27 protein-coding genes are annotated in these 26,120 nt (G+C 69.8%); 18 read left to right on the top strand and 9 right to left on the bottom strand.

The window, feature by feature from the left end:
- Positions 1-49: 49 nt before the first annotated feature.
- Positions 50-1,363, top strand: a complete 1,314-nt coding sequence (locus MUG78_RS03870) for a 5-methylcytosine restriction system specificity protein McrC (RefSeq protein WP_246992361.1) — start codon at positions 50-52, stop codon at positions 1,361-1,363.
- Between the two features lie 330 nt (positions 1,364-1,693).
- A complete protein-coding gene (locus MUG78_RS03865; RefSeq protein ID WP_246992359.1) occupies positions 1,694-3,505 on the top strand; it encodes an HNH endonuclease signature motif containing protein in 1,812 nt (603 codons plus the stop codon).
- A 28-nt stretch (positions 3,506-3,533) separates the two neighbouring features.
- Here the strand turns inward: MUG78_RS03865 and radA are convergent, their stop codons facing one another.
- Positions 3,534-4,907 (bottom strand): DNA repair protein RadA, encoded by a 1,374-nt coding sequence (gene radA / locus MUG78_RS03860; RefSeq protein ID WP_246992357.1) that lies wholly within the window; start codon positions 4,905-4,907, stop codon positions 3,534-3,536.
- A 23-nt stretch (positions 4,908-4,930) separates the two neighbouring features.
- Entirely contained in the window at positions 4,931-5,662 is a 732-nt protein-coding gene (locus tag MUG78_RS03855) for a copper-binding protein (RefSeq protein ID WP_246992355.1), read from the bottom strand.
- A gap of 228 nt (positions 5,663-5,890) precedes the next feature.
- Between MUG78_RS03855 and MUG78_RS03850 the strand changes: the two genes are divergently transcribed.
- Genes MUG78_RS03850 through rlmB form a run of 5 tightly spaced genes read left to right on the top strand, consistent with a single transcriptional unit; the run spans position 5,891 to position 9,918 of the window.
- Entirely contained in the window at positions 5,891-6,379 is a 489-nt protein-coding gene (locus MUG78_RS03850; RefSeq protein WP_246992353.1) for a CarD family transcriptional regulator, read from the top strand.
- Positions 6,380-6,381: 2 nt separating this feature from the next.
- Positions 6,382-7,059: a 2-C-methyl-D-erythritol 4-phosphate cytidylyltransferase gene (gene ispD / locus MUG78_RS03845; protein WP_281499780.1), complete on the top strand. Its 678-nt coding sequence runs from the start codon at positions 6,382-6,384 to the stop codon at positions 7,057-7,059.
- Between the two features lie 8 nt (positions 7,060-7,067).
- A complete protein-coding gene (ispF, locus tag MUG78_RS03840) occupies positions 7,068-7,532 on the top strand; it encodes a 2-C-methyl-D-erythritol 2,4-cyclodiphosphate synthase (RefSeq protein WP_246992351.1) in 465 nt (154 codons plus the stop codon).
- Positions 7,533-7,543: 11 nt separating this feature from the next.
- A complete protein-coding gene (gene cysS, locus MUG78_RS03835; protein WP_246992349.1) occupies positions 7,544-8,956 on the top strand; it encodes a cysteine--tRNA ligase in 1,413 nt (470 codons plus the stop codon).
- The gene (gene rlmB, locus MUG78_RS03830) at positions 8,956-9,918 is read left to right on the top strand and encodes a 23S rRNA (guanosine(2251)-2'-O)-methyltransferase RlmB (RefSeq protein WP_246992347.1); all 963 of its coding nucleotides are present in this window, start codon (positions 8,956-8,958) and stop codon (positions 9,916-9,918) included. The genes cysS and rlmB overlap by 1 nt, the downstream gene beginning before the upstream one ends.
- Here the strand turns inward: rlmB and rarD are convergent.
- Positions 9,890-10,807 carry an EamA family transporter RarD gene (rarD, locus tag MUG78_RS03825; RefSeq protein WP_246992345.1) on the bottom strand — a complete coding sequence of 306 codons (918 nt, stop codon included), beginning with the start codon at positions 10,805-10,807 and terminating at the stop codon, positions 9,890-9,892. The two genes, rlmB and rarD, sit on opposite strands and share 29 nt — an antisense overlap.
- A complete protein-coding gene (locus MUG78_RS03820) occupies positions 10,804-11,556 on the bottom strand; it encodes a LamB/YcsF family protein (protein ID WP_246992343.1) in 753 nt (250 codons plus the stop codon). Before MUG78_RS03820 ends, rarD begins: the two co-directional genes overlap by 4 nt.
- A 58-nt stretch (positions 11,557-11,614) precedes the next feature.
- Between MUG78_RS03820 and MUG78_RS03815 the strand changes: the two genes are divergently transcribed.
- The 3 genes from MUG78_RS03815 to MUG78_RS03805 are packed head-to-tail and all read left to right on the top strand — an operon-like array spanning position 11,615 to position 14,117.
- Positions 11,615-13,195, top strand: a complete 1,581-nt coding sequence (locus MUG78_RS03815) for a carboxylesterase/lipase family protein (RefSeq protein ID WP_246992341.1) — start codon at positions 11,615-11,617, stop codon at positions 13,193-13,195.
- Between the two features lie 56 nt (positions 13,196-13,251).
- Positions 13,252-13,629 (top strand): DUF2599 domain-containing protein, encoded by a 378-nt coding sequence (locus tag MUG78_RS03810; protein ID WP_308221324.1) that lies wholly within the window; start codon positions 13,252-13,254, stop codon positions 13,627-13,629.
- A gap of 8 nt (positions 13,630-13,637) precedes the next feature.
- Positions 13,638-14,117 (top strand): DUF2599 domain-containing protein, encoded by a 480-nt coding sequence (locus MUG78_RS03805; RefSeq protein ID WP_246992339.1) that lies wholly within the window; start codon positions 13,638-13,640, stop codon positions 14,115-14,117.
- Between the two features lie 13 nt (positions 14,118-14,130).
- Here MUG78_RS03805 and MUG78_RS03800 read toward each other — a convergent pair whose 3' ends face one another.
- Genes MUG78_RS03800 through MUG78_RS03790 form a run of 3 tightly spaced genes read right to left on the bottom strand, consistent with a single transcriptional unit; the run spans position 14,131 to position 16,696 of the window.
- Positions 14,131-14,958, bottom strand: coding sequence for a metal ABC transporter permease (locus MUG78_RS03800; RefSeq protein WP_246992338.1), 828 nt, complete (start codon positions 14,956-14,958; stop codon positions 14,131-14,133).
- Complete coding sequence (locus MUG78_RS03795; RefSeq protein ID WP_246992336.1) at positions 14,958-15,761, bottom strand: metal ABC transporter ATP-binding protein; 804 nt, start codon at positions 15,759-15,761, stop codon at positions 14,958-14,960. The genes MUG78_RS03800 and MUG78_RS03795 overlap by 1 nt, the downstream gene beginning before the upstream one ends.
- The gene (locus MUG78_RS03790; RefSeq protein ID WP_246992334.1) at positions 15,758-16,696 is read right to left on the bottom strand and encodes a metal ABC transporter solute-binding protein, Zn/Mn family; all 939 of its coding nucleotides are present in this window, start codon (positions 16,694-16,696) and stop codon (positions 15,758-15,760) included. The genes MUG78_RS03795 and MUG78_RS03790 overlap by 4 nt, the downstream gene beginning before the upstream one ends.
- 111 nt (positions 16,697-16,807) lie before the next feature.
- Here MUG78_RS03790 and mshA point away from each other — a divergent pair, with 111 nt between their 5' ends.
- Genes mshA through MUG78_RS03775 form a run of 3 tightly spaced genes read left to right on the top strand, consistent with a single transcriptional unit; the run spans position 16,808 to position 20,311 of the window.
- Positions 16,808-18,133, top strand: a complete 1,326-nt coding sequence (mshA, locus tag MUG78_RS03785) for a D-inositol-3-phosphate glycosyltransferase (protein ID WP_246992332.1) — start codon at positions 16,808-16,810, stop codon at positions 18,131-18,133.
- The gene (locus MUG78_RS03780; protein WP_246992330.1) at positions 18,130-18,696 is read left to right on the top strand and encodes a type III secretion system chaperone family protein; all 567 of its coding nucleotides are present in this window, start codon (positions 18,130-18,132) and stop codon (positions 18,694-18,696) included. The genes mshA and MUG78_RS03780 overlap by 4 nt, the downstream gene beginning before the upstream one ends.
- A 13-nt stretch (positions 18,697-18,709) precedes the next feature.
- Entirely contained in the window at positions 18,710-20,311 is a 1,602-nt protein-coding gene (locus tag MUG78_RS03775; protein WP_246992329.1) for an AMP-binding protein, read from the top strand.
- A gap of 89 nt (positions 20,312-20,400) precedes the next feature.
- On the opposite strand, the gene MUG78_RS03770 is transcribed toward MUG78_RS03775, so the two are convergent.
- Positions 20,401-20,895, bottom strand: coding sequence for a hypothetical protein (locus tag MUG78_RS03770; protein ID WP_246992327.1), 495 nt, complete (start codon positions 20,893-20,895; stop codon positions 20,401-20,403).
- Positions 20,896-21,165: 270 nt separating this feature from the next.
- Here MUG78_RS03770 and MUG78_RS03765 point away from each other — a divergent pair, with 270 nt between their 5' ends.
- The 4 genes from MUG78_RS03765 to MUG78_RS03750 all read left to right on the top strand — a co-directional run bounded on the left by MUG78_RS03765 (position 21,166) and on the right by MUG78_RS03750 (position 24,232).
- Positions 21,166-21,930: a phosphoglyceromutase gene (locus tag MUG78_RS03765; protein ID WP_246992325.1), complete on the top strand. Its 765-nt coding sequence runs from the start codon at positions 21,166-21,168 to the stop codon at positions 21,928-21,930.
- 39 nt (positions 21,931-21,969) lie between these two features.
- Complete coding sequence (locus tag MUG78_RS03760) at positions 21,970-22,296, top strand: GNAT family N-acetyltransferase (protein ID WP_246992323.1); 327 nt, start codon at positions 21,970-21,972, stop codon at positions 22,294-22,296.
- A 74-nt stretch (positions 22,297-22,370) separates the two neighbouring features.
- The gene (locus tag MUG78_RS03755) at positions 22,371-23,546 is read left to right on the top strand and encodes a sensor histidine kinase (protein WP_372493106.1); all 1,176 of its coding nucleotides are present in this window, start codon (positions 22,371-22,373) and stop codon (positions 23,544-23,546) included.
- On the top strand, positions 23,543-24,232 hold the full coding sequence (locus tag MUG78_RS03750; RefSeq protein ID WP_246992321.1) for a response regulator: 690 nt from the start codon (positions 23,543-23,545) through the stop codon (positions 24,230-24,232). Before MUG78_RS03755 ends, MUG78_RS03750 begins: the two co-directional genes overlap by 4 nt.
- A gap of 19 nt (positions 24,233-24,251) precedes the next feature.
- Here the strand turns inward: MUG78_RS03750 and MUG78_RS03745 are convergent, their stop codons facing one another.
- Positions 24,252-25,094, bottom strand: coding sequence for a DUF3109 family protein (locus MUG78_RS03745; protein WP_246992319.1), 843 nt, complete (start codon positions 25,092-25,094; stop codon positions 24,252-24,254).
- A gap of 59 nt (positions 25,095-25,153) precedes the next feature.
- Here MUG78_RS03745 and MUG78_RS03740 point away from each other — a divergent pair, with 59 nt between their 5' ends.
- Positions 25,154-26,104 carry a Ppx/GppA family phosphatase gene (locus tag MUG78_RS03740; RefSeq protein ID WP_246996800.1) on the top strand — a complete coding sequence of 317 codons (951 nt, stop codon included), beginning with the start codon at positions 25,154-25,156 and terminating at the stop codon, positions 26,102-26,104.
- Positions 26,105-26,120 lie beyond the last annotated feature (16 nt).

Here is a 26,120-nt window from a genome sequence, read left to right as displayed (position 1 = left end):
TCAGCGCGCGGGAAAGGTTGCGCCGCAGGACCTTTCATCGGACCGGTTCGTGATCGACGACCTCACCTCCGAGCGGTACTGGGAGCGTCGTCCGGTCGGCGACGAGCACGACTGGCTGGCCGAGATCGCCGAACTCTCCCCGGAGGGCTTCGTGCTGAACGCGCAGCTGCAGGGCGACCACGAGCCGACGATCGAGCCGATTCTGACCCGCGACGTCGACGGCTGGCGCGCGGGTCGGTACATCGGGGAGATCCGCCATGACGGCCGGACGCTGGAGATCCGTCCGCGCCTGGGTATCGACACGGTGATCGAATGGATCAGCACGATCCTCAACGTGCAGGTGCTCCCGCGGGCGGCGTCGTCGTCGAGCGAGACGGGCACGGTGGTGACGCAGTTGCTCGCCGCGCTGTGGCGGGCGTCCGTCCTCACCGCCGGCCAGCATGCGCTGCCGCGGACGGGCGTGAAGGTCACCAGCCACGGACTCGCGGTGCGCGGGCGACTCGACGTGTCGGCGACCGGCCGACGACGGGCGGCGGGGCACCGGGACGTGGTGTCGACGCGGGTGGTCCGCAGCTACGACAACGCCCCGGCCCGCGCGGTGATCCTGGCCGACCGGTACTTCGACCAACGGCTCGCCGGCGACCGCTGGCGCGGCGCCCGCCTGCACGACCAGATGGCGGTGCTGCGGCAGGCCGTCGGGGCGCGACCGACGTCGCCCACCCTGCACGAGATCCGGACCGCTCGCTACAGCCCGATCACCGTTAAGTGGCGGCGGGCGGCGGAACTGTCGTGGCGCATCGTGAACGACGACCGCCTCCGCGTCGACGCCTCCGACGACTCCACGCACGGCGTCCTGATCGACGTGGCCGAGCTGTGGGAGATGTTCGTGCTGCACTGCGTCGGGCTCGCCACCGAACTGCCGGTGCGGCACGGCACCACCGAGCACGTGTCCGGTCACCTCGCGCGGTCGTCGGTGGACCCGACGCGCACGCTCGGCAAGCTGTACCCCGACGTGCTGGTGGGGGAAGACCCGGTGGCCGCGGTGATCGACGCCAAGTACAAGCGGCTCGGCGGCCGACGCGGGGTGGACCGCGAGGACCTGTACCAATTGCACGCCTATGCGACGACGTTCGACGCCCCGCGCGGCATGCTGGCGTACCCGTCGGTGGACCCGGTGGTGCCGGACCCGGAGCGGAACGGTCCGTGGTTGGCTGCTTCGAGCGAACTGTCGTTCTTGGGACTCCCCACCGAGAAAGACGCCTGCGTCGCCAAACTCGCCACCTACCTCCAGCCCACGCCCTCTCTGGGTCCGTCGAAGAGGCCGGTCCGCACTGCCGGGCAAGGGCAACAGTATGTGCGATAAGGGCAAGGCACGATCGGCGGGTGTATCCGGAACATCGGGTCCGGCAAGCAGTGCAGCTCAGAGGCAACTTATCGGAGATTCCAGAGAGTTCAGGCAGATGGAAGGTGCTAGGTGGTCCCTTCGGTCCTTCGGCGAGCCCAGTGGCCGCAGGATCGCGGCCACTGGGCGCGCGGAATGGGGTGATCCTGCAGGTCAGGGGCTCACGAAAGTTTTTTCAAAAACTTTGAAATATTCGGCTCCGAACGCTTGTTCTAATAGGTAGATCGGCGTAACGTGTAGGTAGTACACCTGATCGACAAGGTGCACTGACTCGCTTGGGGAGGTGAGGGCATGGCGAAGGCGACCGCTGCTGCGGGAATCGGCGCTGACTTCGGCCTGCCCGCAGCCGGCGAGGAACTCAAGAAGCTGTCGACTGCCGAGCTCGGGACCGCGATCGGCGGGGCTTCGCTGCGGCGCTGCCAGCTCGAATGGCTGCAGTTCCAGTACGCGATGTCGATGTTCGATCGCCTGCTGGCGCAGAGTCCGAACCCGGTGGCGACGCAGCACTCCCTGTTGGATCTGGAAGTGCAGACCGCGCTGGAGCTGCAGTTGAGTATGCGGACGACCAACTACGCCGCCCATCGCCTGCTGAGCGACGCTCTCTGTGCCCGCGATCGGCTGCCGAAGGTGTACGACACCATGCGGTCCGGTCTGATCGATCACGACCGGTTCCACAAGGTCGCGATGGCGACGGCGCTGGTGTTCGACGAGAAGATCATCGCCGAGATCGACCGGCTCCTCGCCCTTGAGATTCGCGGGGCGGGCGGCGGTTTGACGTCGTTGTCGTTGACCAAGACCACTGCTCTTGCGCGCCGCTATGTTGCTGTCCACGATCCGGACGCTGAGCGCCGTGAGCGCGAAGGTGCCAAGGCCGGCCGCACTGCGAGCATGTCGACGCTGGAAGCGGGGATGGCACAGCTGTCCGTTGTCGCCACCGCCGAGGACGTGCGGCTCGTGTGGCAGATGTTGGATGCGGTGATCGTCGGCCGCTGCGACGCCGACCCGCGCACCAAGGCGCAGGCGCGGTCGGATGCGGCGATCGCCTTGCTGCAGCGCAAGCCGTTCACGTGCTTGTGCGAGAGCGACGGTTGCACCGCGCAGATCGCTGAGCCGCAGCTCGATGCTCGGGCGGCGCGGATCGTGGTGCATGTGCTGTGCGATGCCGCGACCCTCGCGGGCGGTGATCAGTGCGGGTATCTCGACGGCTACGGACCGATCTCGGGCGATCACGTGCGGCAGATCGCCGAGCGCGACGATGCGGTGATTCACGAACACCGCCTCGACGATCTCCTCGAACCCGATCCTGCCGCCGCGCAGCTCGGCGACGACCTCGACGAGGCGGCGGTCCATCGAAAAGGACCCCGCCCCGACAGCCCGGACGAGTGCCGGGCCGATGACGCACACCCTGATCCGGAAAATCGTGAGAATGGCACTGCCGCAAGCGAATCCGAGCCCGGATCGGCGTTGAAGCCGCGGTTCCTGATCGCGAAAACGGCGTTGCCGAGCGATCCGTATCGGCCGAATCTGCTCGTCGATCTCCTCGCCCGGTTCCTGTGGGGAACGTGCTCGATCCCGGGGTGTGAACGGGCGGCTTTCGCCTGCGATCTGGACCATGTGGCCGAGTTCGACAACATCTGCCCGGACCGCGGCGGCCCTACTTGCATTTGCAATCTACTTCCCAAGTGCCGGTTTCATCATCTGATGAAAACCAATCTGGAAGGGTTCGTCGACGAGCTCTGGATCGACGCCGACGGCCGGTATCACTCGGCCGTCACCACTCCGGGCGGGCAGACCGTCGAGGCTCTCGCGCCGAACCAGTGGCTGATGCCGCGGCTGGCGCAGCTGCGGTGCCGGCACCAGCTGGCCGAGGGGTCGTCGATCGGGACGACGACGGGCAGCGTCGCGGACGACAGTGTGCAGCGGGCGAACGGCCTGACGCGGACCGAAGCCAAGCATGCGCGGCGGCGGGCGGAGCGGAACGCGAATCGGGATCGTCGGCTGGCGGAGGAAGCGAAGCTGACCAAGAAGCAGGTCGACGCGCGCGAAGCCGGCCGGGCGGCGATGCGGCTGGTGCTGGATCCGGAGAGTGAGCCGCCGTTCTAGGGCCCTTCGACAAGCTCAGGGGGCGGGATCAGAAGGGGGCGTCGGTGTACGAGCGGGTGGCGGCGCGGTGGGCTTCGCTCAGGTCTGACACCTTGCTGATCCGGATCCCGCTCGGCATCTCCTCGTCGGTCCCGCTCGGGATCACCGCGTGGGTGAAGCCCAGGCGCTTGGCCTCGGCGACGCGTCGCGCGGTGGACGACACCCGGCGGATCTCGCCGGTCAGGCCCACCTCGCCGATCGCCACGGTCCCGTGGGGGATCGGCTTGTCGGTGAACGACGACTTGAGTGCCAGGAAGATCGCCAGGTCGGCGGCCGGCTCGGTCACCTTCATGCCGCCCACGGTGGAGACGTAGACCTCCTGGTCGTAGGTCGCCATGCCCGAGTGCTTGGCCGCGACGGCCAACATCATCGACATGCGCGCCGCGTCCAGCCCGGACGCCGCCCGCCGCGGCATGTTGGCCTGCGTCTTGTGCAGCAGCGCCTGAATCTCGCCGACCATCGCACGACGACCGTCCATCGCGACCAGATTCACGCTGCCGGCCACGGCGCCGCCGTGCTGGTGCACGAAGATCCCCGACGGATCGGCCACCTCGTGAATGCCGTCGGCGCGCTGCTCGAAGCAACCCACCTCGTCGGAGGCGCCGAAGCGGTTCTTGATGCCGCGGATCAACCGCAGCGAGGAGTGGCGGTCGCCCTCGAACGACAGCACCACGTCGACCAGATGCTCCAACGACCTGGGCCCGGCGACGTTGCCGTCCTTGGTCACGTGACCCACCAGGATCACCGCGACGCCGGAGTTCTTGGCCAGCGACACCAGCGCGGTGGTGGAGGCGCGGATCTGCGTGACACCGCCGGACACCCCGTCGGTGCCGGTCGCGACCACGGTCTGCACCGAGTCGACGATCAGCAGCGTGGGACGCACCTGCTCCACGTGCCCCAGGATGGTGGCCAGATCGGTCTCGGCCGCCAGATAGATGTTCTCGTGGACGGCGTCGGTGCGCTCGGCGCGCAGTCGTACCTGTCCGGCCGATTCCTCGCCGGTCACGTACAGCGCGGTCCGCCCGGCCTGCGCCCAATGCTTCACGGCCTCGAGCAGCAGCGTCGACTTTCCGACGCCCGGCTCACCGGCCAGCAGAATCACGGACCCGGGAACGACGCCGCGGCCGAGCACCCGATCCAACTCACCGATTCCGGTGGGGACGGCGCCGGCCGCGTTCGCGTCGATCTCGGTGATGCGCACCGCGGGACTGCGCGGGGCCACCGAGGGGGCGCCGCTCGCCGCGACGGGCGGGGCGCCTTCTTCGATGGAACCCCACTCGCCGCAGTCCGGGCAGCGGCCGACCCATTTGGGCACCTGGTGCCCGCAGGCCGCGCAGCGGTAGAGCGTTTTGATCTTCGCCATGCGTTACCGCTCGACGAGGAAGATCAGTGGCCCTCGCCGGCCGGGGGCTGCACGTCGCGGACGGTGTCCTGACGCTCGGTCACCGGGGTGCCGTCGACCGGCGTGTTGACGGTGATCGACTTCTTGGCGATCGGAGCGTTGCGCGGCTTGCCGTCCGGGCCCATCTCCAGGTCGTAGATCTCGAAGTGCAGGGTCAGCGGGGTGGTCAGGCCGGTGGCGACGGTGTCGCCGGTGCCGGACAGCTCGGCGTCGACCCGCGAGATGCCGTCCTTCTTGGCGTCCTCGGCCGGAACGTTCGACGGCACGCCCGCGTTGAGTGCGGCTCCCGGGGCGATCAGGCCGGCGTCGCCGGGGTTGGCCGAACGTGCGCCGGAGGAGTTGATGAACTCCACCTTGCCCTTGGCGGCGGTGATGCCGGTCAGCTTGACCTTCCGGATCACGCTGTCGTTCGCGATGGTGAACACCAGCTTGAACGGTCCGCCGTCGCCGAAGATCTCGGCGGAGTTGTCCACCGGGTACATGATCTGCAGGTTGCGCACGGCGACCGAGCCCGGATCGACGACCTGGCCGTCGATCTCCTCGCCGGCACCCAGCTTGAGGGTGCCGTTGGCGCCGTTGATCGCGGCTTCCTGGTTGTTGGTCTGCGCGATCTTGCCCGAGCTGCACGCGGTGGTGCCCAGCGCGACCGCCAGGCCGAGCGCAGTGATCGCGGTGCCGGTGGCGACGCGGCGGGTGGTCCGAGTGAAGACTGACACCTGAATCCTCCGAAGATTTTTAGCGCATCACACGTGGCTCCGCATGACGCTTCACTACGCAGCGTAGTGGGCGGGCCCGGTAAAAGTCCGACGGGGTGGCCAGATTGGTCCGAAAAAGCCTCCGCGGGTTTCGGCTGCCGGGGCGGTCAGGTGCCCTGACCTGCGCCGTCGGGAACTCCGTCGGTACGCGCGTGTTAGACTAAGGTCACTCGAAAGGGGCATGGAGCATTGAATTTCAAAGTTGGCGACACCGTGGTCTACCCGCATCATGGTGCAGCCCGGGTGGAAGACGTCATCGTTCGGACCATCAAGGGTGAAGAGGTCGAGTACCTGGTCCTGAAGGTCACCGATGGTGACATGACGGTCCAGATCCCCTCCAGCAAGCTGGAATACGTCGGTGTGCGCGACGTGGTGGGCGCTGAAGGGCTGGACGAAGTTTTCGAGGTTCTGCGTGCCGAGCACGCGGAGGAGCCGACCAACTGGGCGCGTCGGTTCAAGGCCAATCAGGAGAAGCTGATCTCCGGCGACATCATCAAGGTGTCCGAGATCGTGCGCGACCTGTGGCGTCGTGAGCAGGACCGCGGTCTGTCGGCAGGCGAGAAGCGCATGCTGACCCGCGCCCGTCGCGTGCTGGTCGACGAGCTGTCGCTCGCGCAGGACACCGATTCCGAGCGCGCCGACACGATCCTTGATCAGATCCTGGCTGCGGCGTCCTGACGTTGCAGCGTGCGGGGCGCGTCGTCGCCCTGATTCCGGCTGCGGGCATGGGCACCCGTCTGGGTTTGCCCATCCCCAAGGCCTTCGTGATGGTGGGAGAGCGGACACTGCTGCAGCACAGCGTGTCCGCTGCTCTCGCATCCGGGGTCGTCGACCAAGTGGTGGTGATCGTGCCGGCCGACCTGGCCGCGCAGATCGACGCCGAATACTCGGACCGACCCGAAGTGACCGTCACCGTCGGCGGCGCCGAACGCAGTGACTCGGTCCGCGCCGGCCTCGCCGCCGCCGGACCGGACACCGAACTGGTTCTGGTGCACGACGCCGCCCGCGCCCTCACCCCGCCCGCCTTGTTCGCGGACGTGGTGCACGCGCTGCGCGACGGCGCCCGCGCCGTGATCCCCGGACTTCCGGTGGTCGACACTCTCAAGCGCGTCGACGACGCCGAGACCGTGCTCGCCACCCCCGATCGCAGCGAACTGCGTGCCGTCGGCACCCCGCAGGGCTTCACCGCGGAACTGCTGCGGCACGCGCACTCCGGCGGCGGCGACGCCACCGACGATGCCGGGCTGGTCGAAGCCCTCGGCGTGCCGGTGCAGGTGGTGCCCGGCGATCCGCTGGCCTTCAAGATCACCACCCCGTTCGATCTGCGAATGGCACGACTGCTGCTGGACGAGAGCTGAGGACCTTCATGCGAGTGGGTATCGCCACCGACGTGCACGCGATCGAAGCTGGTCGCGACTGCTGGATGGTGGGACTGCTGTTCCCCGACGACGACGGCGCGGCCGGCCACTCCGACGGCGATGTCGGCGTCCACGCGCTGTGCGACGCGCTGCTGTCGGCGTCGAGCCTGGGCGACCTCGGCTCCGTCTTCGGCGTCGACCGCCCCGAATGGGCCGGCGTCACCGGCGCGCAGATGCTCGCGCACGTGGCGAAGCTGCTCGACGACAACGGCTTCGCCCCCGTCAACGGCGCCGTGCAGGTGATCGGCAACCGACCCAAGATCGGACCCCGCCGCGACGAGGCGCAGAAGGTGCTCTCGGAGTTGCTCGGGGCGCCGGTGTCGGTGTCGGCCACCACCACCGACGGGCTGGGCCTGACCGGTCGCGGCGAGGGCATCGCGGCCGTGGCCACAGCACTGGTCGCGCTCAAGTAGAATCGCAGGTCGTGACTCTCCGCCTGTACGACTCCGCGGCCCGCGAAATCCGTGACTTCACCCCGCTGCGCCCGGGTACCGCCACCGTGTACCTGTGCGGCGCCACCGTGCAGGGTGTTCCGCACATCGGCCACGTGCGCTCGGGCATCGCCTTCGACGTGCTGCGCCGCTGGTTGGCGCACCCCGACCGCGACGGCGGCGGCCTCGACGTCCTCTTCGTCCGCAACGTGACCGACATCGACGACAAGATCCTGAGCAAGGCCGCCGACCACGACCGCCCGTGGTGGGAGTGGGCCGCCACCCACGAGCGCGAGTTCGCCTCCGCCTACGACGCCCTCGGCGTGCTGCCGCCGTCCGCGGAACCGCGGGCCACCGGCTTCGTGACGCAGATGGTGACCTACATGCAGCGCCTCATCGAACGCGGCCACGCCTACGAGGCCGACGGCAACGTCTACTTCGACGTGCGCAGCCTCCCCGAGTACGGCAGCCTGTCCGGCCACAAGCTCGACGACGTGCACCAGGGCGAGAGCGCGGGTACCGGCAAACGCGACCCGCGCGACTTCACCCTGTGGAAGAGCGCCAAGCCCGGCGAGCCGTCGTGGCCCACCCCGTGGGGCGACGGCCGCCCCGGCTGGCATCTCGAATGCTCGGCCATGGCCACCAGCCTCCTCGGCGCCGAGTTCGACATCCATTGCGGCGGAATGGATCTGATCTTCCCGCACCACGAGAACGAGATCGCCCAGAGCCACGGCGCCGGCGACGGCTTCGCGCAGTACTGGCTGCACAACGGCTGGGTCACCATGAGCGGCGAGAAGATGAGCAAGAGCCTCGGCAACGTGGTCTCCATCCCCGAGATGCTCAAGAAGGTGCGGCCGGTGGAGCTGCGCTACTACCTGGGCAGCGCCCACTACCGCTCCATGCTCGAATACTCCGACGGCGCCCTGCACGAGGCCGCCGCGGGCTACCGGCGCGTGGAGTCGTTCGTGCACCGCGTCGTCGACCGCGTCGGCGACGTCGAAATCGGCCAGGTCCCCAGCGAATTCGCGGCGGCGCTCGACGACGACCTGGGCGTGCCCGCGGCACTCGCGGTGGTGCACAACGCCGTTCGCGAGGGTAACACCGCCCTCGAAGCCGGTGACGGCGAGAAGGCCCGCGCCATCGCCGGACAGGTCCGCGCGATGCTCGGCATCCTCGGCACCGACCCGCTCGACCCGCACTGGCACACCGCCGGAGCCGACGACGAAGCGGCCACCGCCGCGCTCGACGTGCTGATCGGCGCCGAGCTGGAACGTCGTGCCGCCGCCCGGGCCGCCAAGGACTGGGCCGTGGCCGACGAGGTCCGCGACCGCCTGGCGGCGGCCGGCGTGACCGTGACCGATACCCCCGACGGTGCCCAGTGGGCGCTGGAACAGAAGGACATCTGATGGCCGGCAACTCCAAGCGCAAGGGCGCCATCCGCAAGGACGGCAGCAAGAAGGGCCAGACCGTGGGCTCGGGCGGCAACCGCCGCCGCGGCCTCGAGGCCCGGGGTGCCACCCCGAAGGCCGTCGACCGCACCTACCATGCGGCCCACAAGAAGGCGAAGGCCAACGCCAAGGCGGTGGCCGGTCAGCGCAGCGCGCAGCGACGCAAGGAAGAAGGCCCCGAGTACGTGGTGGGCCGCAACCCGGTGGTCGAGTGCCTGCGCGCCGGCATCCCGGCCACCGCGCTGTACGTGATGACCACCATCTCGGCCGACGACCGCGTCCGCGAAGCCATCGCCCTGGCCGGCGACATGGGCATCGCGATCCTCGAGGCGGGCAAGCTCGAACTCGACCGGTTCACCGCGAACGGCCTGCACCAGGGTCTGGCGCTGCAGGTGCCCGAGTACAAGTACACGCACCCCGACGACCTGCTGGCCGACGCGCTCGCCGCGCCGAACCCGCCGCTGCTGGTGGCGCTGGACAACATCACCGACCCGCGCAACCTGGGCGCCGTGATCCGCAGCGTCGCCGCGTTCGGCGGCCACGGCGTGCTGATCCCGCAGCGCCGCAGCGCCAGCGTCACCGCGGTGGCCTGGCGCACCAGCGCCGGAGCGGCCGCGCGGCTGCCCGTCGCGCAGGCCCCGAACCTCACCCGCACCCTGGTCGACTGGGCCAAGGCGGGCTGCCAGATCGTCGGCCTCGACGCCGGCGGCGACGTGACCCTCGACGACTACGACGGCACCGGCCCGGTGGTCGTGGTGGTCGGCTCCGAGGGCAAGGGCCTCTCGCGCCTGGTCCGCGAGACCTGCGACTCGGTGCTCTCGGTACCGATGGCCGGCGACGTGGAGAGCCTCAACGCGTCGGTCGCGGCCGGTGTGGTGCTCGCCGAGTTCGCTAGGCAGCGGCGGGTCGCCGGGGTCTGATCCGGCGCACGGCGTCGAGGCTGAGCACCAGCAGGGCCAGCCACACGATGCCGAAACCGATCCACCGCGCCGTAGGCACCGTCTCGCCGAGGATCGTGACCGCGCAGACCAGCTGAATCACCGGCGTCACGAACTGGATCAGGCCGACGGTGGTCAGCGGGATCCGTCGGGCAGAGGCCGCGAACAGCAGCAGCGGGACGGCGGTGGCGACACCGCTGAAGATCAGCAGCCCGGTGTGCACCGGCCCCTCGGTGCCGAACGACAGGCCCGGACCCACCGCGATGATCACCAGGATCAGCGTGGCGATCGGCAGCAGGATCAGCGTCTCCAGCGTGAGGCTGTGCAGCGCGGGCAGGGTGGCGCCCACCCGGTTCTTCACCAGGCCGTACAGGGCGAACGACGTCGCCAGCACCAGCGCGGTGAACGGGAACGAGCCGCCCGCCACCGCCAGGTACACCCCGGCCACCGCACCGATGCCGACCGCCGTCCACTGCAGCGGCCGCAGGTGCTCGCGCAGCACCACCACGCCCAGGGCCACCGTGACCAGTGGATTCAGGAAGTAGCCGAGCGCGGCGTCGCTGGTGTGCCCGGACGTCACCGCCGCCACGTAGACCACCCAGTTGATGCCGATCAGCAGGGCCGCCGCGGTGACGCCCACCATCAGGGTGCGACGACGCAGCAGCGGCGGCAGCCACGACCAGTCCCGGCCCACCCCGAGGATCAGCAGGCACAGCAGCGCCGTCCACACGATGCGGTTGGCCAGGATCTCCCACGGACCGGTGGGGCGCAGCGCGTCGAAGTAGATGGGGAACAGACCCCAGATGCCGTACGCGCCGAAACCCGCGGCCACTCCGCGTGCGGATTCGGTGGCCAGGCGCTTGCCGATCACCTCGCGCGGACCAGCACGCCGGCCTCGGCCAGCGCGGCCCGGACCGCGGTGGCGTGCGCCACCGCGCCGGGGGTGTCCCCGTGCAGACAGATCGAGTCGGCGTGGACGGCAATCGGCGTGCCGTCGATCGCGGTGATCGCACCCGTCGTCGCGAGCTGCACCACGCGCGCGGCGACGGCGGCGGAATCGGTGAGGACCGAGCCGGGCTCGGTGCGCGGCACCAGCGTGCCCTGCGGCGTGTAGGCGCGGTCGGCGAAGGCCTCGGTGAACACCGGGACCCCGGCCTCGCGGGCCAGTTCCAATGCCACCGAACCGGGCAGGCTCATCAGCGGCAGCCCGGCGTCGGCCACCGCGGTGACCACCGCCCGCGCCTGCTCCCGATGTCCGACGATCGCGTTGTACAGCGCGCCGTGCGGCTTCACGTAGTCGACGGTGCCGCCCACCGACCGGGCGATCGCGGTGAGCGCGCCGATCTGGAACAGCACGTCGGCGATCAACTGATCCGAGTCGATGTCCATGAACCGGCGACCGAAACCGTCCCAGTCCGGGTACGACACCTGCGCACCGATCCGCACGTCGGCGGCCACCGCCAGCTCGCACGTGCGGCGCAGCTCGATCGGGGTGCCCGCGTGGAAGCCGCAGGCCACGTTGGCGCTGGAGACCAGGCGCACCATCGCGGCGTCGTCGCCCACGCCTTCGCCGAGGTCGGCGTTCACATCGACCACGACCGGGAGCGCGGGGATCGTCATGCCTCCATGGTAGGTCCGCGAAACCACCGGCTGCCCGGCGGCGTTAGGGTGTTCAGTCATGGCACAGATGGACACGATCGTCGCAACAGCCGAAGGCAAGGTCGACGGGATCCGTGGGGCCCGCAGCCGCCGCGGCACCACCGCCTGGCTGGGCATTCCCTACGCGGCGCCGCCGGTGGGTCCGCTGCGCTTCCGGGCGCCGCAGCCCGTGGAGCCGTGGGACGACGTGCTGACCTGCCACGAGTACGGCAACTCGCCGATCCAGGACAAGCTGTTCACCGCCCGCGCCGACGGCTCGTACCAGCCGCGCAGCGAAGACTGCCTCACCCTCAACGTGTTCGCGCCGGACGGCATCTCGGCCACCCCGCGCCCGGTGATGGTGTTCAACTACGGCGGCGCGTACATCCTGGGCGGCTCGGCCACCCCCATCTACGACGGCGCCTTCCTGGCCCGGGCCCGCGACGTGATCGTGGTGACGGTGAACTACCGCTTCGGTCCGTTCGGGTTCCTGGACCTGAGCGACTACTCCACCCCGGAGCGCCCGTTCGACACCAACTGCGGCCTGCGCGACATGGTGGCCGCCCTCGAATGGGTGCAGCGCAACATCGCCGCGTTCGGCGGCGACCCCGAGCGGGTCACCGTGTTCGGCGAGAGCGCCGGCGGCGCCGCCGTGCTGACCCTGCTCTCCACCCCGGCCGCCGAAGGCCTGTTCTCCCGCGCCATCTCGCAGAGCCCGGCCGCCGACCTGGTGGTGCAGCGCGAGAACGCCGAGATCTTCACCGACGAGTTCGTCCGCCAGGTGATGGACCCGGAACGCCGCACCGGCCCCGAACGCACCGAACCGCGCCTGGACCCCGAGCTGGTGGCCCGCGTCGTCGACGAAGCCGGTCCGTACGACCTGCTCAAGGCCGGCAACCGGCTCCTCGGCTTCACCCGCCACGCACAGCTGTCGGACCCGATGCCGTTCGCGCCCGTCGTCGACGGCGACTACCTGCCGCTCAGCCCGGTCGATACCGCGATGGCCGGGCAGACGCTGCGGGTGCCGCTGATCGTCGGCACCAACCTCGACGAGGGCGAACTGTTCGCCCGGTTCTGGTCGATCCTGCCCGAGCCCACCCACATGCTGGTCGGCGTGCACGACCCCGAGGTGCGCCAGGAGCTGGCCCGCCTCTACCCGGGCACCCGCGACGAGGTCCGCCTCGCCGCCGACGCCGTGTTCTGGGTGCCGACGACGATCTTCGCCCAGCACCACTCCGAGCATTCGGACACCTACGTGTACCGCTTCGACTACTCGGTGGCCGCCCTCAAGGCCACCGGCATCGGCGCCACCCACGCCACCGAACTGTTCGCCGTGTTCGGCATCTACCGCCACCCGATCGGCGCCGGCCTCGCCGCGCTCGGCAGCTGGCGCTCCACCCGCCGCATCACCTCCACCATGCAGTCGCTGTGGTCGTGGTTCGCGCGGACCGGCGTCCCGGCCGGGCACTGGCCCAAGTACGACGCCGAACACCGCCACGTCCTGGTCCTCGACGACCCGGTCCGCGTGGAGAAGGACCCGGACGGCGCTCGCCGCTCCGCCTGGCAGCGCGTGCACTTGGATCTGAAGACGACGTGGAACGACGCACTGCGCGAGCAGTAGGGGGCGGGGCGGCGCTCGTTCTCCTGCTGGCTGGGTGTAGCGGCGGGGGAGAGGACGTGGCTGCGCCTTCGGTGACGTCGTCGTCTTCGGTGGTTTCGTCGTCGGTTGTTTCGGCACCCGTCTACGCGCCGCCGTACGTCGCCGGTGCCTCGTGGGTGCAGACTGCGGTGGGGCCCAGCCTCCAGATCGTGCCCGCTCCGTCGGGCCGCAAGGTCAGCGGTGAGCGCGCGGCCGACGTCGCCTGGCGCGAAGTCCTCGCGCTGGCGCCGGACGGCGACACCCCGGGCATGCGCGCGCAGTTCGACTGCCACTGGACGTTCGCACGGCTCGTCGACCCCGACAAGCCGAGCTGGAACTTGGAACCGGACCGCCCCGTGGTCTCCGCCGACCAAATGGTGTCAAGTCGCTGTAATCCCGGCTTCGCCGAGGAATAGTCACGGGCATGCGCAAACATCGGATGGTGGGGCTGCTCGCTGCGATCGGACTGCTGATGGCGCCGGCGGTCCCGGCGGAGGCGGCGCCCGCGCCGTCGCCCATGCAGGCCGAACTCGACGCCTACCTCGCGTCGTCGAGCGGCTCGGCCGATCTGCCGTTCCCCGGGTTGCCGTGGCCGCCCACCGCGCGCGGGCCGTACATCGACCGGGTGCAGTGGGTGCAGCTCGGCTCCGGCCCGAGCCTGCAGATCTATCCGACCGCGGCCGGGCGGAGGGCCACCGGCTTCGGGCTGCCGAGCGCCGCGTGGCGCGAGGTGCTCGCGCTGGCGCCGAACGCCGCCACCCCGGGCATGCGGTCCCAGTTCGACTGCCACTGGGTGTTCGTGCGGATCGTCGACCCCGGCAAGGCCAGCTGGAATCTGGAACCCGGACGCGCCGTGGTCGGACCGCTCGAGATGGTGGCGACGGCGTGTAATCCGCCGTTCTGAGCTTGTCGAAAAGCTAGTCGCGTGCGCGCAGGCCGATGACGCGGCAGATCACGTAGATCACGAACGAGATGGTGGTGACCAGCACCGACACCGGCAGCTCCGGGGCCAGTGACAGGATCAGCCCGCCCACCGCGGCGATCATCGCGAAGGTCACCGACAGCACCACCTGCTTGGTGGGGGAGGCGGTGAGCCGGGCCGCCGAGGCGGCCGGGGTGATCAGCAGGGCCATCACCAGCAGGGCGCCGATGATCTGCACGCCCTGCGCGGCGGCGAGGCCGACGAGGATCGCGAAGACCACCGACAGCGCCCGCAGGGGGACGCCGGAGGCCTTCGCCACCCGCGGGTCGAGGCTCGCGAACAGCAGCGGCCGGTAGATCACCGCGAGCACGGCCACCACCACGGCGGCGGTGATCGCCACCGCGATCAGCCCGGAGCTGCCCACGCTCACCACCTGTCCGGTGAGCAGCGCGAAGCCGGTGCCGGCGCGGCCGTACAGGTGCAGGAACAGCACACCCAGACCCAGACCGAAGGCCATCACCACGCCGATCACCGAGTCGCGTTCGCGGGCCCGGTTGCCGAGGACGCCGAACACGGCGGCCGCGATCACCGCGCCGATCACGCCGCCCAGGTTCACGCTGAAGCCGAGCAGCAGAGCCGCGGCGGCGCCGGTGAAACTCAGCTCGGCCGCGCCGTGCACCGCGAAACTCATCTGGCGCGCCACGATCATCGGGCCCAGCAGGCCGCCGATCAGGCCGAGCAGCGCCAGCGCCAGCAGCGACTGCTGGACGAAGGTGCGCGACAGCAGGTCGGCGGTCTGTGCGAAGTCGAAGAAGTCACCCATCAGCTCTGCCCCTGGTCGTCGCAGTGGTGGTGGCCGGCGTCGGTGTCGCCGCCGATCACCACGAGTCGTCCGGCCACTTCGGCCACTTCCACGTGGCTGCCGTACAGCTCCGACAGCGTCGCCGAGTTCATCACCTCGGCCACCGTGCCGATTCGGAACCGGCCGTCCACCAGGTACAGCACCCGGTCGACGTAGGGCAGCACCGGATTTATCTCGTGCGTCACGAACAGGATCGCGGTGTCCCGGGCACGGCGGCGGGCGTCGAGCAGGTCCACCACCACCCGCTGATTGCGCAGGTCCAGGCTCGACAGCGGTTCGTCGCACAGCAGCACGGCCGGATCGTCGGTGAGCGCTTGCGCGATGCGCAGGCGCTGCTGCTCGCCGCCGGACAGCAGCCCGAGGGGCTGGTCGGCGAACGCCGTGGCGCCCACTTCGGCGATGGCGGCGTCCACCCGGGCCGCGCGCTCGCGGCGCCCGCGCCAGCCGATGCCCCAGTCGGCGCCGTCGACGCCGAAACCCACCAGGTCGCGGCCGCGCAGGGCCATCGCGTCGGAGTCGTCGGCGTGCTGCTGCGGGACGTAGCCGAGCCGGCCGTGCAGAGTCAGCGTGCCGGATGTCAGCGGCACCTGGCCCAGGACCGCGCGCAGCAGCGTCGTTTTTCCGGAGCCGTTGGGGCCGAGGACGGCGATGAACTCGCCGGGGTGCACCGCCAGGTTCAGGTCCTGCCAGAGCGTGCGGTCGCCGAGCGCGAGCGTCGCGTCGGTGAACTCCACCACGGGGGTGTCGTCGGCGGGGGCGCTCATCGGGCGAGCGCCGCCTCGAGCCGGTCGATCTGCGCCGACTGCCAGAGCAGATAGTCGGTGACGCCCGCGGGCAGCGATTCGGTCATGTCGACCACCGGAATCGCATTGCTGCGAGCCAGGTCCAGCACCGAGCGCGTGGCCGGATCCACCGCCTGCGTGTTGTAAATCAGGACGGCGATGTCGCGGCCGGTGATCAGATCGCCGAACGCGGCGACGTCGGCGGCCGACGGCGCCTGGCCGTTCTCCACGGCCGCGGTGAATGCGGCCGGGGCCACGTCGACCAGCCCGGCGGCCGTCAACAGGTAGGCGGCCAGCGGCTCGGTGGCGGCCACCTCGGTGCCATCGTGCTGGGCCTTGAGTGCGGCGAGACGACCGCGCAGGTCCGCGATACCGGCGTCGAACGCGGCGGCGCGGTCCCGGTAGTACTGGGCGTGCATCGGCGCGAGCTTGGCCAGGGCGTCGGCGGTGGCGTCGGCGACGCGGGCGACGACGGGCAGGTCGTAGAAGACGTGCTCGTTGGTCCCGTGGTCGTGCCCTTCGTGCCCGTGCCCTTCATGCCCGTGGTCGTCGTGCCCGTGGTCGTCGTCCTCGCCACCGGCCAGTCGGGTCGCGTTCACCTGCACGGCCGCCGACGACGACGCCGCGGTCTCGACGTAGGCGTCGTAGTGTCCGCCGTTGAACACCAGCACGTCGGCGTCCTCGATCTTCGCGGTGTCGGCCATCGACGGCTCGAACTCGTGCGGATCGGCGCCGGGGGAGTTGAACAGGGCGGTCACGTCGGCGTGCTCGCCGCCGACCGCGCGGGCCACGGCCGCCCACACGTCGGTGGACGCGACCACGGCCGGATGATCGGTGGTACGCGTCGAGTCGTCCGCGCAGCCGGCGACGACGACGCCGAACACCGCGATCAGCACGGTGGCGAGCACTTTTCGCATGCGAGCCCCTTCAGTTAATGACAATGGTTACCGAAACGAGTCTACGGACGCCCCCGGTCGCGGACTAATACGCGATCCCGCATGTTTTCCGGGTGCGATTAGGGTGGACACATGACCGGTGGACCCAGGCCACGACGCCTCGCGGTGATCTCCGTGCACACTTCGCCGTTGGCGCAGCCGGGCACCGGGGACGCCGGGGGGATGAACGTCTACGTCTGGCAGACCGCCCAGCGGCTGGCCCGCCGCGGCGTGGAGGTGGAGATCTTCACCCGCGCCACGTCGTCGGCCGACCGTGCGGTGCTCGAAGCCGCGCCCGGCGTGCTGGTCCGGCACATCGAGGCGGGACCGTTCGACGGCCTCGACAAGCGCGATCTGCCCGGTCAGCTCTGCGCCTTCTCGGCCAACGTGCTGCGCGCGGAAGCCGCCCAGGAGCCCGGCCACTACGACCTCATCCACTCGCACTACTGGCTGTCCGGTCAGGTGGGCTGGCTCGCGCGCGACCGCTGGCGGGTGCCGCTGGTGCACACCGCGCACACGCTCGCCGCGGTGAAGAACGCCTCGCTGGCCGGCGGCGACACCGCCGAACCGGTGGGGCGGCTCATCGGCGAACAGCAGGTGGTGGCCGAGGCCGACCGCCTGGTGGCCAACACCCGCACCGAGGCGGCCGAACTGACGGACCTGTACGGCGCCGACCCGGGGAAGATCGACGTGGTGCCGCCGGGCGCGGACCTGGACTTCTACAGCCCCGGCTCGCGGGCGGCGGCGCGCGTGCAACTGGGCCTGGACCCGGACGAGGCGGTGGTGACCTTCGTCGGTCGCCTGCAACCGTTGAAGGCCCCGGACGTCCTGCTGGCGGCCATGGCGCCGCTGATCAGGGCCGACCCCACCGGCCGGCTGCGGCTGCTCATCGTCGGCGGACCGTCCGGCTCCGGACTGGAGCGCCCGACCGCGCTGGCCGAGCTCGCCGTGAACCTCGGCGTGGCCGACCGCGTGACCTTCCTGCCTCCGCAGCCGCCCGCCGTCCTCGCGCAGGTGTACCGGGCGTCGAATCTCGTTGCGGTGCCGAGCTTTTCGGAGAGCTTCGGGCTCGTCGCCGTGGAGGCGCAGGCCTGTGGCATCCCGGTGATCGCCGCCGACGTCGGCGGGCTCGGCGTGGCCGTGCGCGACGGCGTCACCGGCCGCCTGGTGTCCGGGCACGAGATCGCCGCCTGGACCGCCGAGCTGGCCGAGCTGCTGGCCGACCCGGCCCGCCTCGAGCGCTACGGCGCGGCCGCCGTCGTGCATGCGCGGGGCTACTCCTGGGAGCACACCACCGACGCGCTGCTGGCGTCGTACAGCGCCGCGATGGGGCACTTCCCGTCCGGCCCTGCGCGCCGCGGCACGCTGGGCCGTCGCACCCGCGGCTGGCTCAAGAATCGACCGAGGATGGCGGGATGATCGACAATCTGGCGGCACTGGAAGCGGTGCTGGCCGAATCCGGCATCGACTACGTACGCAAGGCCGGCGAGACGGCCGACACCGAGCACGTGATCGTGGAGCTGCCGGGCGAGCGCAAGCTCAAGACCACCGTGCTGCTGACGGCCGGGGTGCACGGCGTGCGCGTCGAGGCGTTCGTGTGTCGTCGTGCCGACGAGAACCACGAGGCCGTCTACCGCTTCCTGCTGACCCGGAACCGTCGTCTCTACGGGGTGGCCTACACCCTCGACAACATCGGCGACATCTACCTGGTGGGCCGCCTCTCGCCGGAGGCGATCACCGCCGCCGAGGTGGACCGCGTGCTGGGCCAGGTGCTGGCCGCCGCCGACGGCGACTTCAACAAGATCCTGGAGATCGGCTTCCTCACGTCCATCCACCGCGAATGGGCGTGGCGTACCGCGCGCGGCGAATCCCTGGCCAACCTGCAGGCCTTCGCCCACCTGATCGACCCGGACAGACTCCCCGAGATCGCGCCGCTCGACGACGCACCCGCCGCGCACACTTCCCGCCCGACCGACCAATAGTTAAGGATCCCCGATGAGCTTCCGCAGTCCCTACCCCGACGTGGACATCCCGAACGTCAGCGTCTACGACTTCCTGTTCGGCTCCATCGACGAAGCCGACCTGGATCGCACCGCGCTGATCGACGCCAAGACCGGCGCCACCACCACCTACCGCCAGCTCATCGGCCAGATCAACGCCGCCGCCGGCGCCTTCGCTGCGCGCGGCCTCGGCGTGGGCGACGTCATCGCCGTGCTGTCGCCGAACATCCCGGCGTTCGCGACCGTCTTCCACGGCATCCTGCGCTCCGGCGCCAGCGCCACCACGCTCAACGCGCTGTTCACCGCCAACGAGATCCGCAAGCAACTCGTGGACTCCAAGGCGAAGATGATCGTGACCATCTCGATGATGGCTCCGCAGGCGCTCGAGGCGGCCCGCGAGGTGGGCCTCGCCGACGACGCCATCGTGATCCTCGACGGCGAAGGCCTGGCCGCGTCCGGCCATCCCAACGCCGCCGACCTGCTCGGCGCCGGCCTGCCCGCGCCGGACGTCGAGTTCGATCCGGCCACCCACATCGCGGTGCTGCCGTACAGCTCCGGTACCACCGGCAACCCCAAGGGCGTTATGCTCAGCCATCGCAACCTGGTGTCCAACGTCGCGCAGATCGAGCCGATCAACGGCATGACCCCGGACGACGTGGTGCTGGCCGTGCTGCCGTTCTTCCACATCTACGGCATGACCGTGCTGCTCAACGCCGCCCTCAAGGCGCGCGCCTCGCTGCTGGTGATGCCGCGCTTCGACATGGTCGAGTTCCTCGAAGGCACCCAGCAGCACAAGGTGACGTACGCGTTCATCGCGCCGCCGGTGGCCGTCGCCCTGGCCAAGCACCCCATCGTCGACAAGTACGACCTGTCGTCGATCCACACCATGCTCTCCGGCGCCGCGCCGCTGGACGCCGAGCTCGGCAACGCCGTCGCCACGCGCCTGGACCTGAACATGGCGCAGGGCTTCGGCATGAGCGAGACGTCGCCGGTGACCCACCTCATCCCGTTCGTCGGCACCGCCCCGGGCGGTCTCACGCCCCCGCTGTCGTCGGTGGGCTGGGCCGTGCCCAACACCGAGAACCGGCTCGTCGACCCGGGTACCGGCGAGGACATCGACATGCCGTCCGAGGGTGTCTCCGTGCCGGGTGAGCTGTGGGTCCGCGGCCCCAACGTGATGGTCGGCTACTTGAACAACGCGCAGGCCACCGCCGACACCATCGACGCCGACGGCTGGCTCAAGACCGGTGACATGGCCACCGTCGACGCCGACGGCTGCGTCACCATCGTCGACCGGCTCAAGGAGCTCATCAAGTACAAGGGCTACCAGGTGCCGCCGGCCGAGCTGGAGGCGCTGCTGCTGACCCACCCGAAGGTGGCCGACGTGGCCGTCGTCGGCGCCCACGACGCCGACGGCGAAGAGGTGCCCAAGGCCTTCGTCGTGGTGGCCGAGGGTGCCGAGCTCACCGAAGACGAGGTCATCGCGTTCACCGCCGAGCGTGTGGCCCCGTACAAGAAGGTCCGCCAGGTGGAGTTCATCGCCGCCATCCCGAAGTCGAGCTCCGGCAAGATCCTCCGCAAGGACCTGCGCCAGTAGCGCCGCTGCACGCCTGACCCCGGGACCTCCGAGCCCCGTGCCCCGATTCTGGGCACCGGCCTCGGAGGTCCTGTGCATCGGGTGGCCGATCAGTCGCGGATATCGAGGTAGAGGCGATCAGATCCGTCGATCGGCTTGAACCCGGCTTCGAGGTACCACTCCCGGAGCCGCGGCCGGTCACGCATGGGGTCGATCAGTACGTGCCGACCGCCGATGAGGGTCATCGCTTCCGAAGCGGTGAGAATCGCGTCGGCCAGCAGGTCGATCCCGCGGCCTCCGCCCCGCAAGCTCTGATCCAGCGCGAGTTTGCCGATCAGTACTCCCGCAACTTCACGTCCCTGGTACTTGCCAGGTCGCAAGATCGAGAAGATGCGACCGTCATCGGCTCGCGTGATGGTGGGCAGAAGAGTGTAGTAGCCGACGACGTACTCGCCGCCGTCATCAGTCCAGACGTGCGTCGCAGACTTACCGTCGTTCTGGTCCTGCAAAGCGTGTTTTTGCGGCCACTCATCGAGATCGGGCTCACCGCTGTCGAAGAAGTCGAAGCTGTGGTTCTCGTTGAGCCGCTCCGGGGAGTAGCTCAACTCGCGCGGCGGACTTCTTGCCGCTGGCGCAGAGCGTTGCGCAGCTTGGCGCTTGGGCGGGCGGGGCGTTCCATCATTCGCTGAAGCTGCCCACTGCTGACTCGAGTGACGTCGACCTGACGTGTCTTATCGCGGCGCTCAGTGATCCCCATGGCGCCAAGCATACGCCGCGAGGCACTACCGGTCAGAAGGTTGTGAAGTGGTCGTCTGTCCGGCCGAACCTCGCAGGTCACCGCGATGGGCGACGACGGCCTATGCCAGAATCAAGGCATGAGCAACGGCAAGCTGATTCTGATGCGTCACGGCGAGAGCGAATGGAACGCCTCCAACCAGTTCACGGGCTGGCAGGACGTGAACCTCACCGACAAGGGTCGCGCCGAGGGCAAGCGCGCCGGCGAACTGCTCGCCGCCAACGACCTGCTGCCCGACGTGCTCTACACCTCGCTGCTGCGTCGCGCGATCATCACCGCCCAGCTGGCGCTCGACGCCGCCGACCGCGTGTGGATCCCGGTGGTCCGCGACTGGCGTCTCAACGAGCGCCACTACGGTGCGCTGCAGGGCCTGAACAAGGCCGAGACCAAGGACAAGTACGGCGACGAGCAGTTCATGCTGTGGCGCCGCAGCTACGACACCCCGCCGCCGGCCATCGCGGCCGACGCCGAGTACAGCCAGGTGGGCGACCCGCGTTACGCCGGCATCGAGGTGCCGCTGACCGAATGCCTGCAGGACGTCGTGACCCGCCTGATGCCGTACTACGCCGAGGCCATCGGCGCCGACCTGCGCGCAGGGAAGAACGTCCTCGTCGCCGCGCACGGCAACTCGCTGCGCGCCCTGGTGAAGTACCTCGACGGCATCTCCGACGCGGACATCGCCCAGCTGAACATCCCGACCGGCAATCCGCTGGTCTACGAGGTGGACGACGAACTGCGCGCGGTGTCCCCGAGCGGCGATCCGCTGGCGCCCAGCGGTCGCTACCTGGATCCCGAAGCGGCCGCCGCGGGCGTCGCCGCCGTCGCTGCGCAGGGCGGAAAGTAGTTCCCTGCGTAACTGTATGCCCTCGGCTACATTGGATGTATGACTGACGGGGCAATCACAGTTGAGCATCTGGCTGAGCGCGAACGCTTCCGCGCCACCATCGAGGACGACGGTGGCACCGTCGAGATCGGGTTCATCGATTACACGCGGGACGCCGGGCATTCCGGCGCCCACCTGGCCCTGACCCACACGGTGGTCTACGACCGGTTCGGCGGCCGCGGCTACGCCGCCGAACTGGTCCGCCAGGTCCTCGAGAGCGTGCGTGCCGACGGCAACAAGGTGATTCCGGTGTGCTCCTACGTCGTCAGCTACCTGGAGAAGCACCCGGAGTACTCGGATCTGGTGGTCACGTCGACGTCGGCGTGAACCCTTCGTGAACGCCTCCCGAACCGGCCCGCGCCGGCTCGCAACCCGGGTGACCGGACCGTAGACTCACCGGTGTGTCCGAATCCACCGGTAGCTTTCGCGCGTCCAGCGAGCAGGTCGCACCCGGCATCGTCGGACCGGCTCTCGTCGGCCCGGACGTCTCCTTCGGTGAGAACGGCGCGGTCTCCCGCACCGGCCTGCTGAACCTGCTGGTGGCGCATTCGGAGTCGGGCATCGCTGTGGTCGACGCCGATCACGGCGTGGTGCTGTTCAATCAGCGCGCCATCGAACTGGGCCTGCTGCGCGACGTGCTCGCCGATCCGGTGGCCGAAGTGGTCAGCGAAGTCTTCCTGACCGGCGTCGACCGGCACTTCGAATTCGTGCCGCCGATCTCGGCCATGGGTTTCGTCTCCACCGGCCGCACCATGCCGCGCACCATCGAGAACGTGCGATGCATGGTCCGCCTCGTCGACGTCGGAGCGTCGCGGTACGCGCTGGTCTACGGCGACGACGACTCCACCAACCTGCGCGTGGAGGCCACCCGCCGCGACTTCGCAGCCAACGTCTCGCACGAGCTGAAGACCCCGCTCGGCGCGATCAGCCTGATGGCCGAGGCCATGCTGGAATCGCGCGACGACCCGCAGGCCGTCGAGCACTTCGGGCATCGCGTGCTGCGCGAGGCCAACCGGATGAGCAACCTCATCAACGAGCTGATCGGCCTGTCCCGCCTGCAGGAGGGCCGCATCGAGGAGTTCACCACCGTGGAGGTGGACGCTCTGGTCGACGACGCGCTCAGCTCGGCCGCGGTCGGCGCCGAGGTGTCGCAGATCGAGCTGGTCTCCGACGACGACACCGGCCTCGCGGTACCCGGCGACCGCACCCTGCTGCTCACCGCCCTGAACAACCTGCTGGTCAACGCCGTGAACCATTCGGTGCCCGGCGACGTGGTGTCGGTGAGTCGGCGCGTGGTGGAAGTGGACGGCGAGGAGATGGTGGCGATCGCCGTGACCGACCGCGGCATCGGCATCGCACCCGCCGATCAGCAGCGTGTCTTCGAACGGTTCTTCCGCGTCGACAAGGCGCGCTCGCGCGCCACCGGCGGCACCGGCCTGGGCCTGGCGATCGTCAAGCACGTCGCCGCCAGCCACGGTGGCCACATCGGCCTGTGGAGTCAGCCCGGCACCGGCTCCACGTTCACCCTGTACATCCCCATCGAACATTCCCCCGAAGTAGAGGAACGCACGCCTTGACGCACGTACTCATCGTCGAAGACGAAGAAGCTCTCGCCGATCCGCTCGCCTTTCTGCTCCGCAAGGAGGGCTTCGAAGCCAGCATCATCAACGACGGCACCGAAGCCGTCGCGGCCTTCGACCGCCTGACCCCCGACATCGTGCTGCTCGATCTCATGCTGCCGGGCGTCTCCGGCACCGAGATCTGCAAGATGATCCGCGCCAAGTCGTCGACCCCGGTGATCATGGTGACCGCCCGCGACAGCGAGATCGACAAGGTGGTGGGCCTCGAACTGGGGGCCGACGACTACATCACCAAGCCGTACTCGGCGCGCGAGCTGATCGCCCGCATCCGCGCGGTGCTGCGCCGCGGCGGCGTGGTGGCCGACGACGACGACGCCGCCATCGGCGTGCTCGAGGTGGGCCCAGTCCGGATGGACGTGCAGCGGCACACCGTCACCGCGGCCGGCGCCGACGTGACCCTGCCGCTCAAGGAGTTCGACCTCCTCGAATACCTGCTGCGCAATGCGGGGCGCGTGCTGACCCGCAGCCAGCTGATCGACCGGGTGTGGGGCGCGGACTACGTCGGCGACACCAAGACGCTCGACGTCCACGTGAAGCGTCTGCGCTCGAAGATCGAACCGGACCCCAGCCAGCCCCGCCACCTGATCACGCTGCGCGGACTCGGTTACAAGTTCGAGCCCTAGAAGGTCCGGCTCAGCTCGCTCAGAGCTGCTCGTACTTCAGGTCCGTGGTGCGGCGGGTGGTCGCGGCCGCGGTGGCCGGGTGCACGGCGACGATGCCCAGATCGGCCCGCAGTCGGCAGGCCTTGGCCAGTGCCTCGTAGGCCGGGGCGCCGATCAGCTCGGTGAGCTCGGGCGCGTACGAGACGTACACCGGCTCGGCGCCCACGTGGGCGTCGGGGGAGCCGGAGCAGTACCAGTCCAGGTCGTGCCCGCCCTCGCCCCAGCCGCGGCGGTCGTATTCGCCGATGATGGTCTTGAGGATCTCGGTGCCGTCCGGCCGGGTGACCCACTCGTTCTCCCGCCGCACCGGCAGCTGCCAGCACACGTCCGGCTTCACCGTCAGCGGCTCCAGTCCGCGGGCCAGTGCCGCCGCGTGCAGCGCGCAGCCCTGCCCGGCACCGAAGCCGGGCCGGTTCAAGAAGATGCACGCGCCCTTGTGCACGCGCGTCTTCAGCGCGGGCTCGCCGTCGAGGTCGTTCTCCTCCAGGTAGCCGCGCGCGCCGAGCGGATCCTTGCCGGTGCCCTTCTTGTAGAACTCCCAGTTGTCCTCGGTCAGCAGCTCCATGCCCTTGACCAGGCGGGCGCGATCGTCGTCGTCGGTCAGATAGGCGCCGTGCGTGCAGCACCCGTCGTCCGGCCGACTGGCGATGATGCCCTGGCACGCGGGCGTGCCGAAGACGCACGACCACCGCGACAGCAACCAGGTCAGATCGACGCTGATCAGGTGCTCGGGGTCGGCAGGGTCGAAGAACTCGTACCACTCGCGCGGGAAGTCGAGCGGCACCTCGGGCGCGGGCTGCGCGCCGCTGCGATCGGTGGCCACAGCGCTCCACCGTAGTCCCCAGGTCGCATTGATGCCCGTCGCGCAGTAATTTGATGACGGTGAGACTCGGAGTGCTCGATGTGGGCAGCAATACGGTGCACATGCTCGTGGTGGATGCGCAGGCCGGCGGCGCGCCGACGGCGATGAGCTCCACCAAGGCGGTGCTGCGCCTGGCCGAACAGATCGACGACGGCGGCCGGATGACCGACTACGGCGCCGACCTGCTGGTGTCCACCATCGAGGAGTTCACCAAGATCGCCACCGCGTCCGGTTGCGGCGAGATCATGGCCTTCGCCACCTCCGCGGTGCGCGACGCCACCAACACCGACGAGGTGCTCTCCCGGATCAAGAAGACCTCGGAGCTGGACGTGACCGTGCTGTCCGGGGTCGACGAGGCGCGCCTGACCTCCCTCGCGGTGCGGCGCTGGTACGGCTGGCAGGCCGGCCGCATTCTGGCGCTCGATATCGGCGGCGGCTCGCTGGAGATGTCCAACGGCGTCGACGAGGAGCCGGAGATCGCGATCTCGCTGCCGCTGGGCGCGGGCCGTCTGACGCGCGAGTGGATTCAGGACGACCCGCCGGATCGACGACGCATCGCCGTGCTCCGCGACTGGCTCGACGCCGAACTCCGCGCGCCGGCCAAGGAACTGCGCTCGGCGGGCAAACCGCACCTGGCGGTGGGCTCGTCGAAGACCTTCCGCATGCTGGCCCGTCTCACCGGCGCCGCGCCGTCGAGCGCGGGCCCGCACGTGCAGCGCACCGTGACCCAGGACGGCATCCGGCAGCTCATCGCGTTCATCTCGCGGATGACCACCGCCGACCGGGCCGAACTGGAAGGCGTCAGCGCCGACCGGGCCCCGCAGGTGGTGGCCGGCGCCCTCGTGGCCGAGGCGACCATGCGCGCGCTGGGTGTCGATAGACTGGAAATCTGTCCGTGGGCACTGCGGGAAGGCGTCATTCTGCGCCGTCTCGACAGCGAGCCTGCCGGACCGATGACCATCGCCCCCTAGGATTGGGCGCAACCAC

The organism is Gordonia alkaliphila (assembly GCF_023017165.1).
Taxonomy (GTDB): Bacteria; Actinomycetota; Actinomycetes; order Mycobacteriales; family Mycobacteriaceae; genus Gordonia; species Gordonia alkaliphila.
The sequence above is the reverse complement of the archived record's forward strand: the minus strand, read 5'-3'. Positions and strand labels throughout refer to the sequence as shown.

Bases quoted from the DNA above. Each gene is read 5' to 3' on its own strand.
- MUG78_RS03820 (WP_246992343.1), bottom strand. From the start codon at position 11,556: ATGACGATCCCCGCGCTCCCGGTCGTGGTCGATGTGAACGCCGACCTC.
- ispF (WP_246992351.1), top strand. From the start codon at position 7,068: ATGCGAGTGGGTATCGCCACCGACGTGCACGCGATCGAAGCTGGTCGC.
- mshA (WP_246992332.1), top strand. From the start codon at position 16,808: ATGACCGGTGGACCCAGGCCACGACGCCTCGCGGTGATCTCCGTGCAC.
- MUG78_RS03800 (WP_246992338.1), bottom strand. From the start codon at position 14,958: ATGGGTGACTTCTTCGACTTCGCACAGACCGCCGACCTGCTGTCGCGC.
- MUG78_RS03795 (WP_246992336.1), bottom strand. From the start codon at position 15,761: ATGAGCGCCCCCGCCGACGACACCCCCGTGGTGGAGTTCACCGACGCG.
- MUG78_RS03760 (WP_246992323.1), top strand. From the start codon at position 21,970: ATGACTGACGGGGCAATCACAGTTGAGCATCTGGCTGAGCGCGAACGC.
- MUG78_RS03790 (WP_246992334.1), bottom strand. From the start codon at position 16,696: ATGCGAAAAGTGCTCGCCACCGTGCTGATCGCGGTGTTCGGCGTCGTC.
- MUG78_RS03775 (WP_246992329.1), top strand. From the start codon at position 18,710: ATGAGCTTCCGCAGTCCCTACCCCGACGTGGACATCCCGAACGTCAGC.
- MUG78_RS03815 (WP_246992341.1), top strand. From the start codon at position 11,615: ATGGCACAGATGGACACGATCGTCGCAACAGCCGAAGGCAAGGTCGAC.
- MUG78_RS03765 (WP_246992325.1), top strand. From the start codon at position 21,166: ATGAGCAACGGCAAGCTGATTCTGATGCGTCACGGCGAGAGCGAATGG.
- MUG78_RS03805 (WP_246992339.1), top strand. From the start codon at position 13,638: ATGCGCAAACATCGGATGGTGGGGCTGCTCGCTGCGATCGGACTGCTG.
- MUG78_RS03780 (WP_246992330.1), top strand. From the start codon at position 18,130: ATGATCGACAATCTGGCGGCACTGGAAGCGGTGCTGGCCGAATCCGGC.
- rlmB (WP_246992347.1), top strand. From the start codon at position 8,956: ATGGCCGGCAACTCCAAGCGCAAGGGCGCCATCCGCAAGGACGGCAGC.
- MUG78_RS03865 (WP_246992359.1), top strand. From the start codon at position 1,694: ATGGCGAAGGCGACCGCTGCTGCGGGAATCGGCGCTGACTTCGGCCTG.
- radA (WP_246992357.1), bottom strand. From the start codon at position 4,907: ATGGCGAAGATCAAAACGCTCTACCGCTGCGCGGCCTGCGGGCACCAG.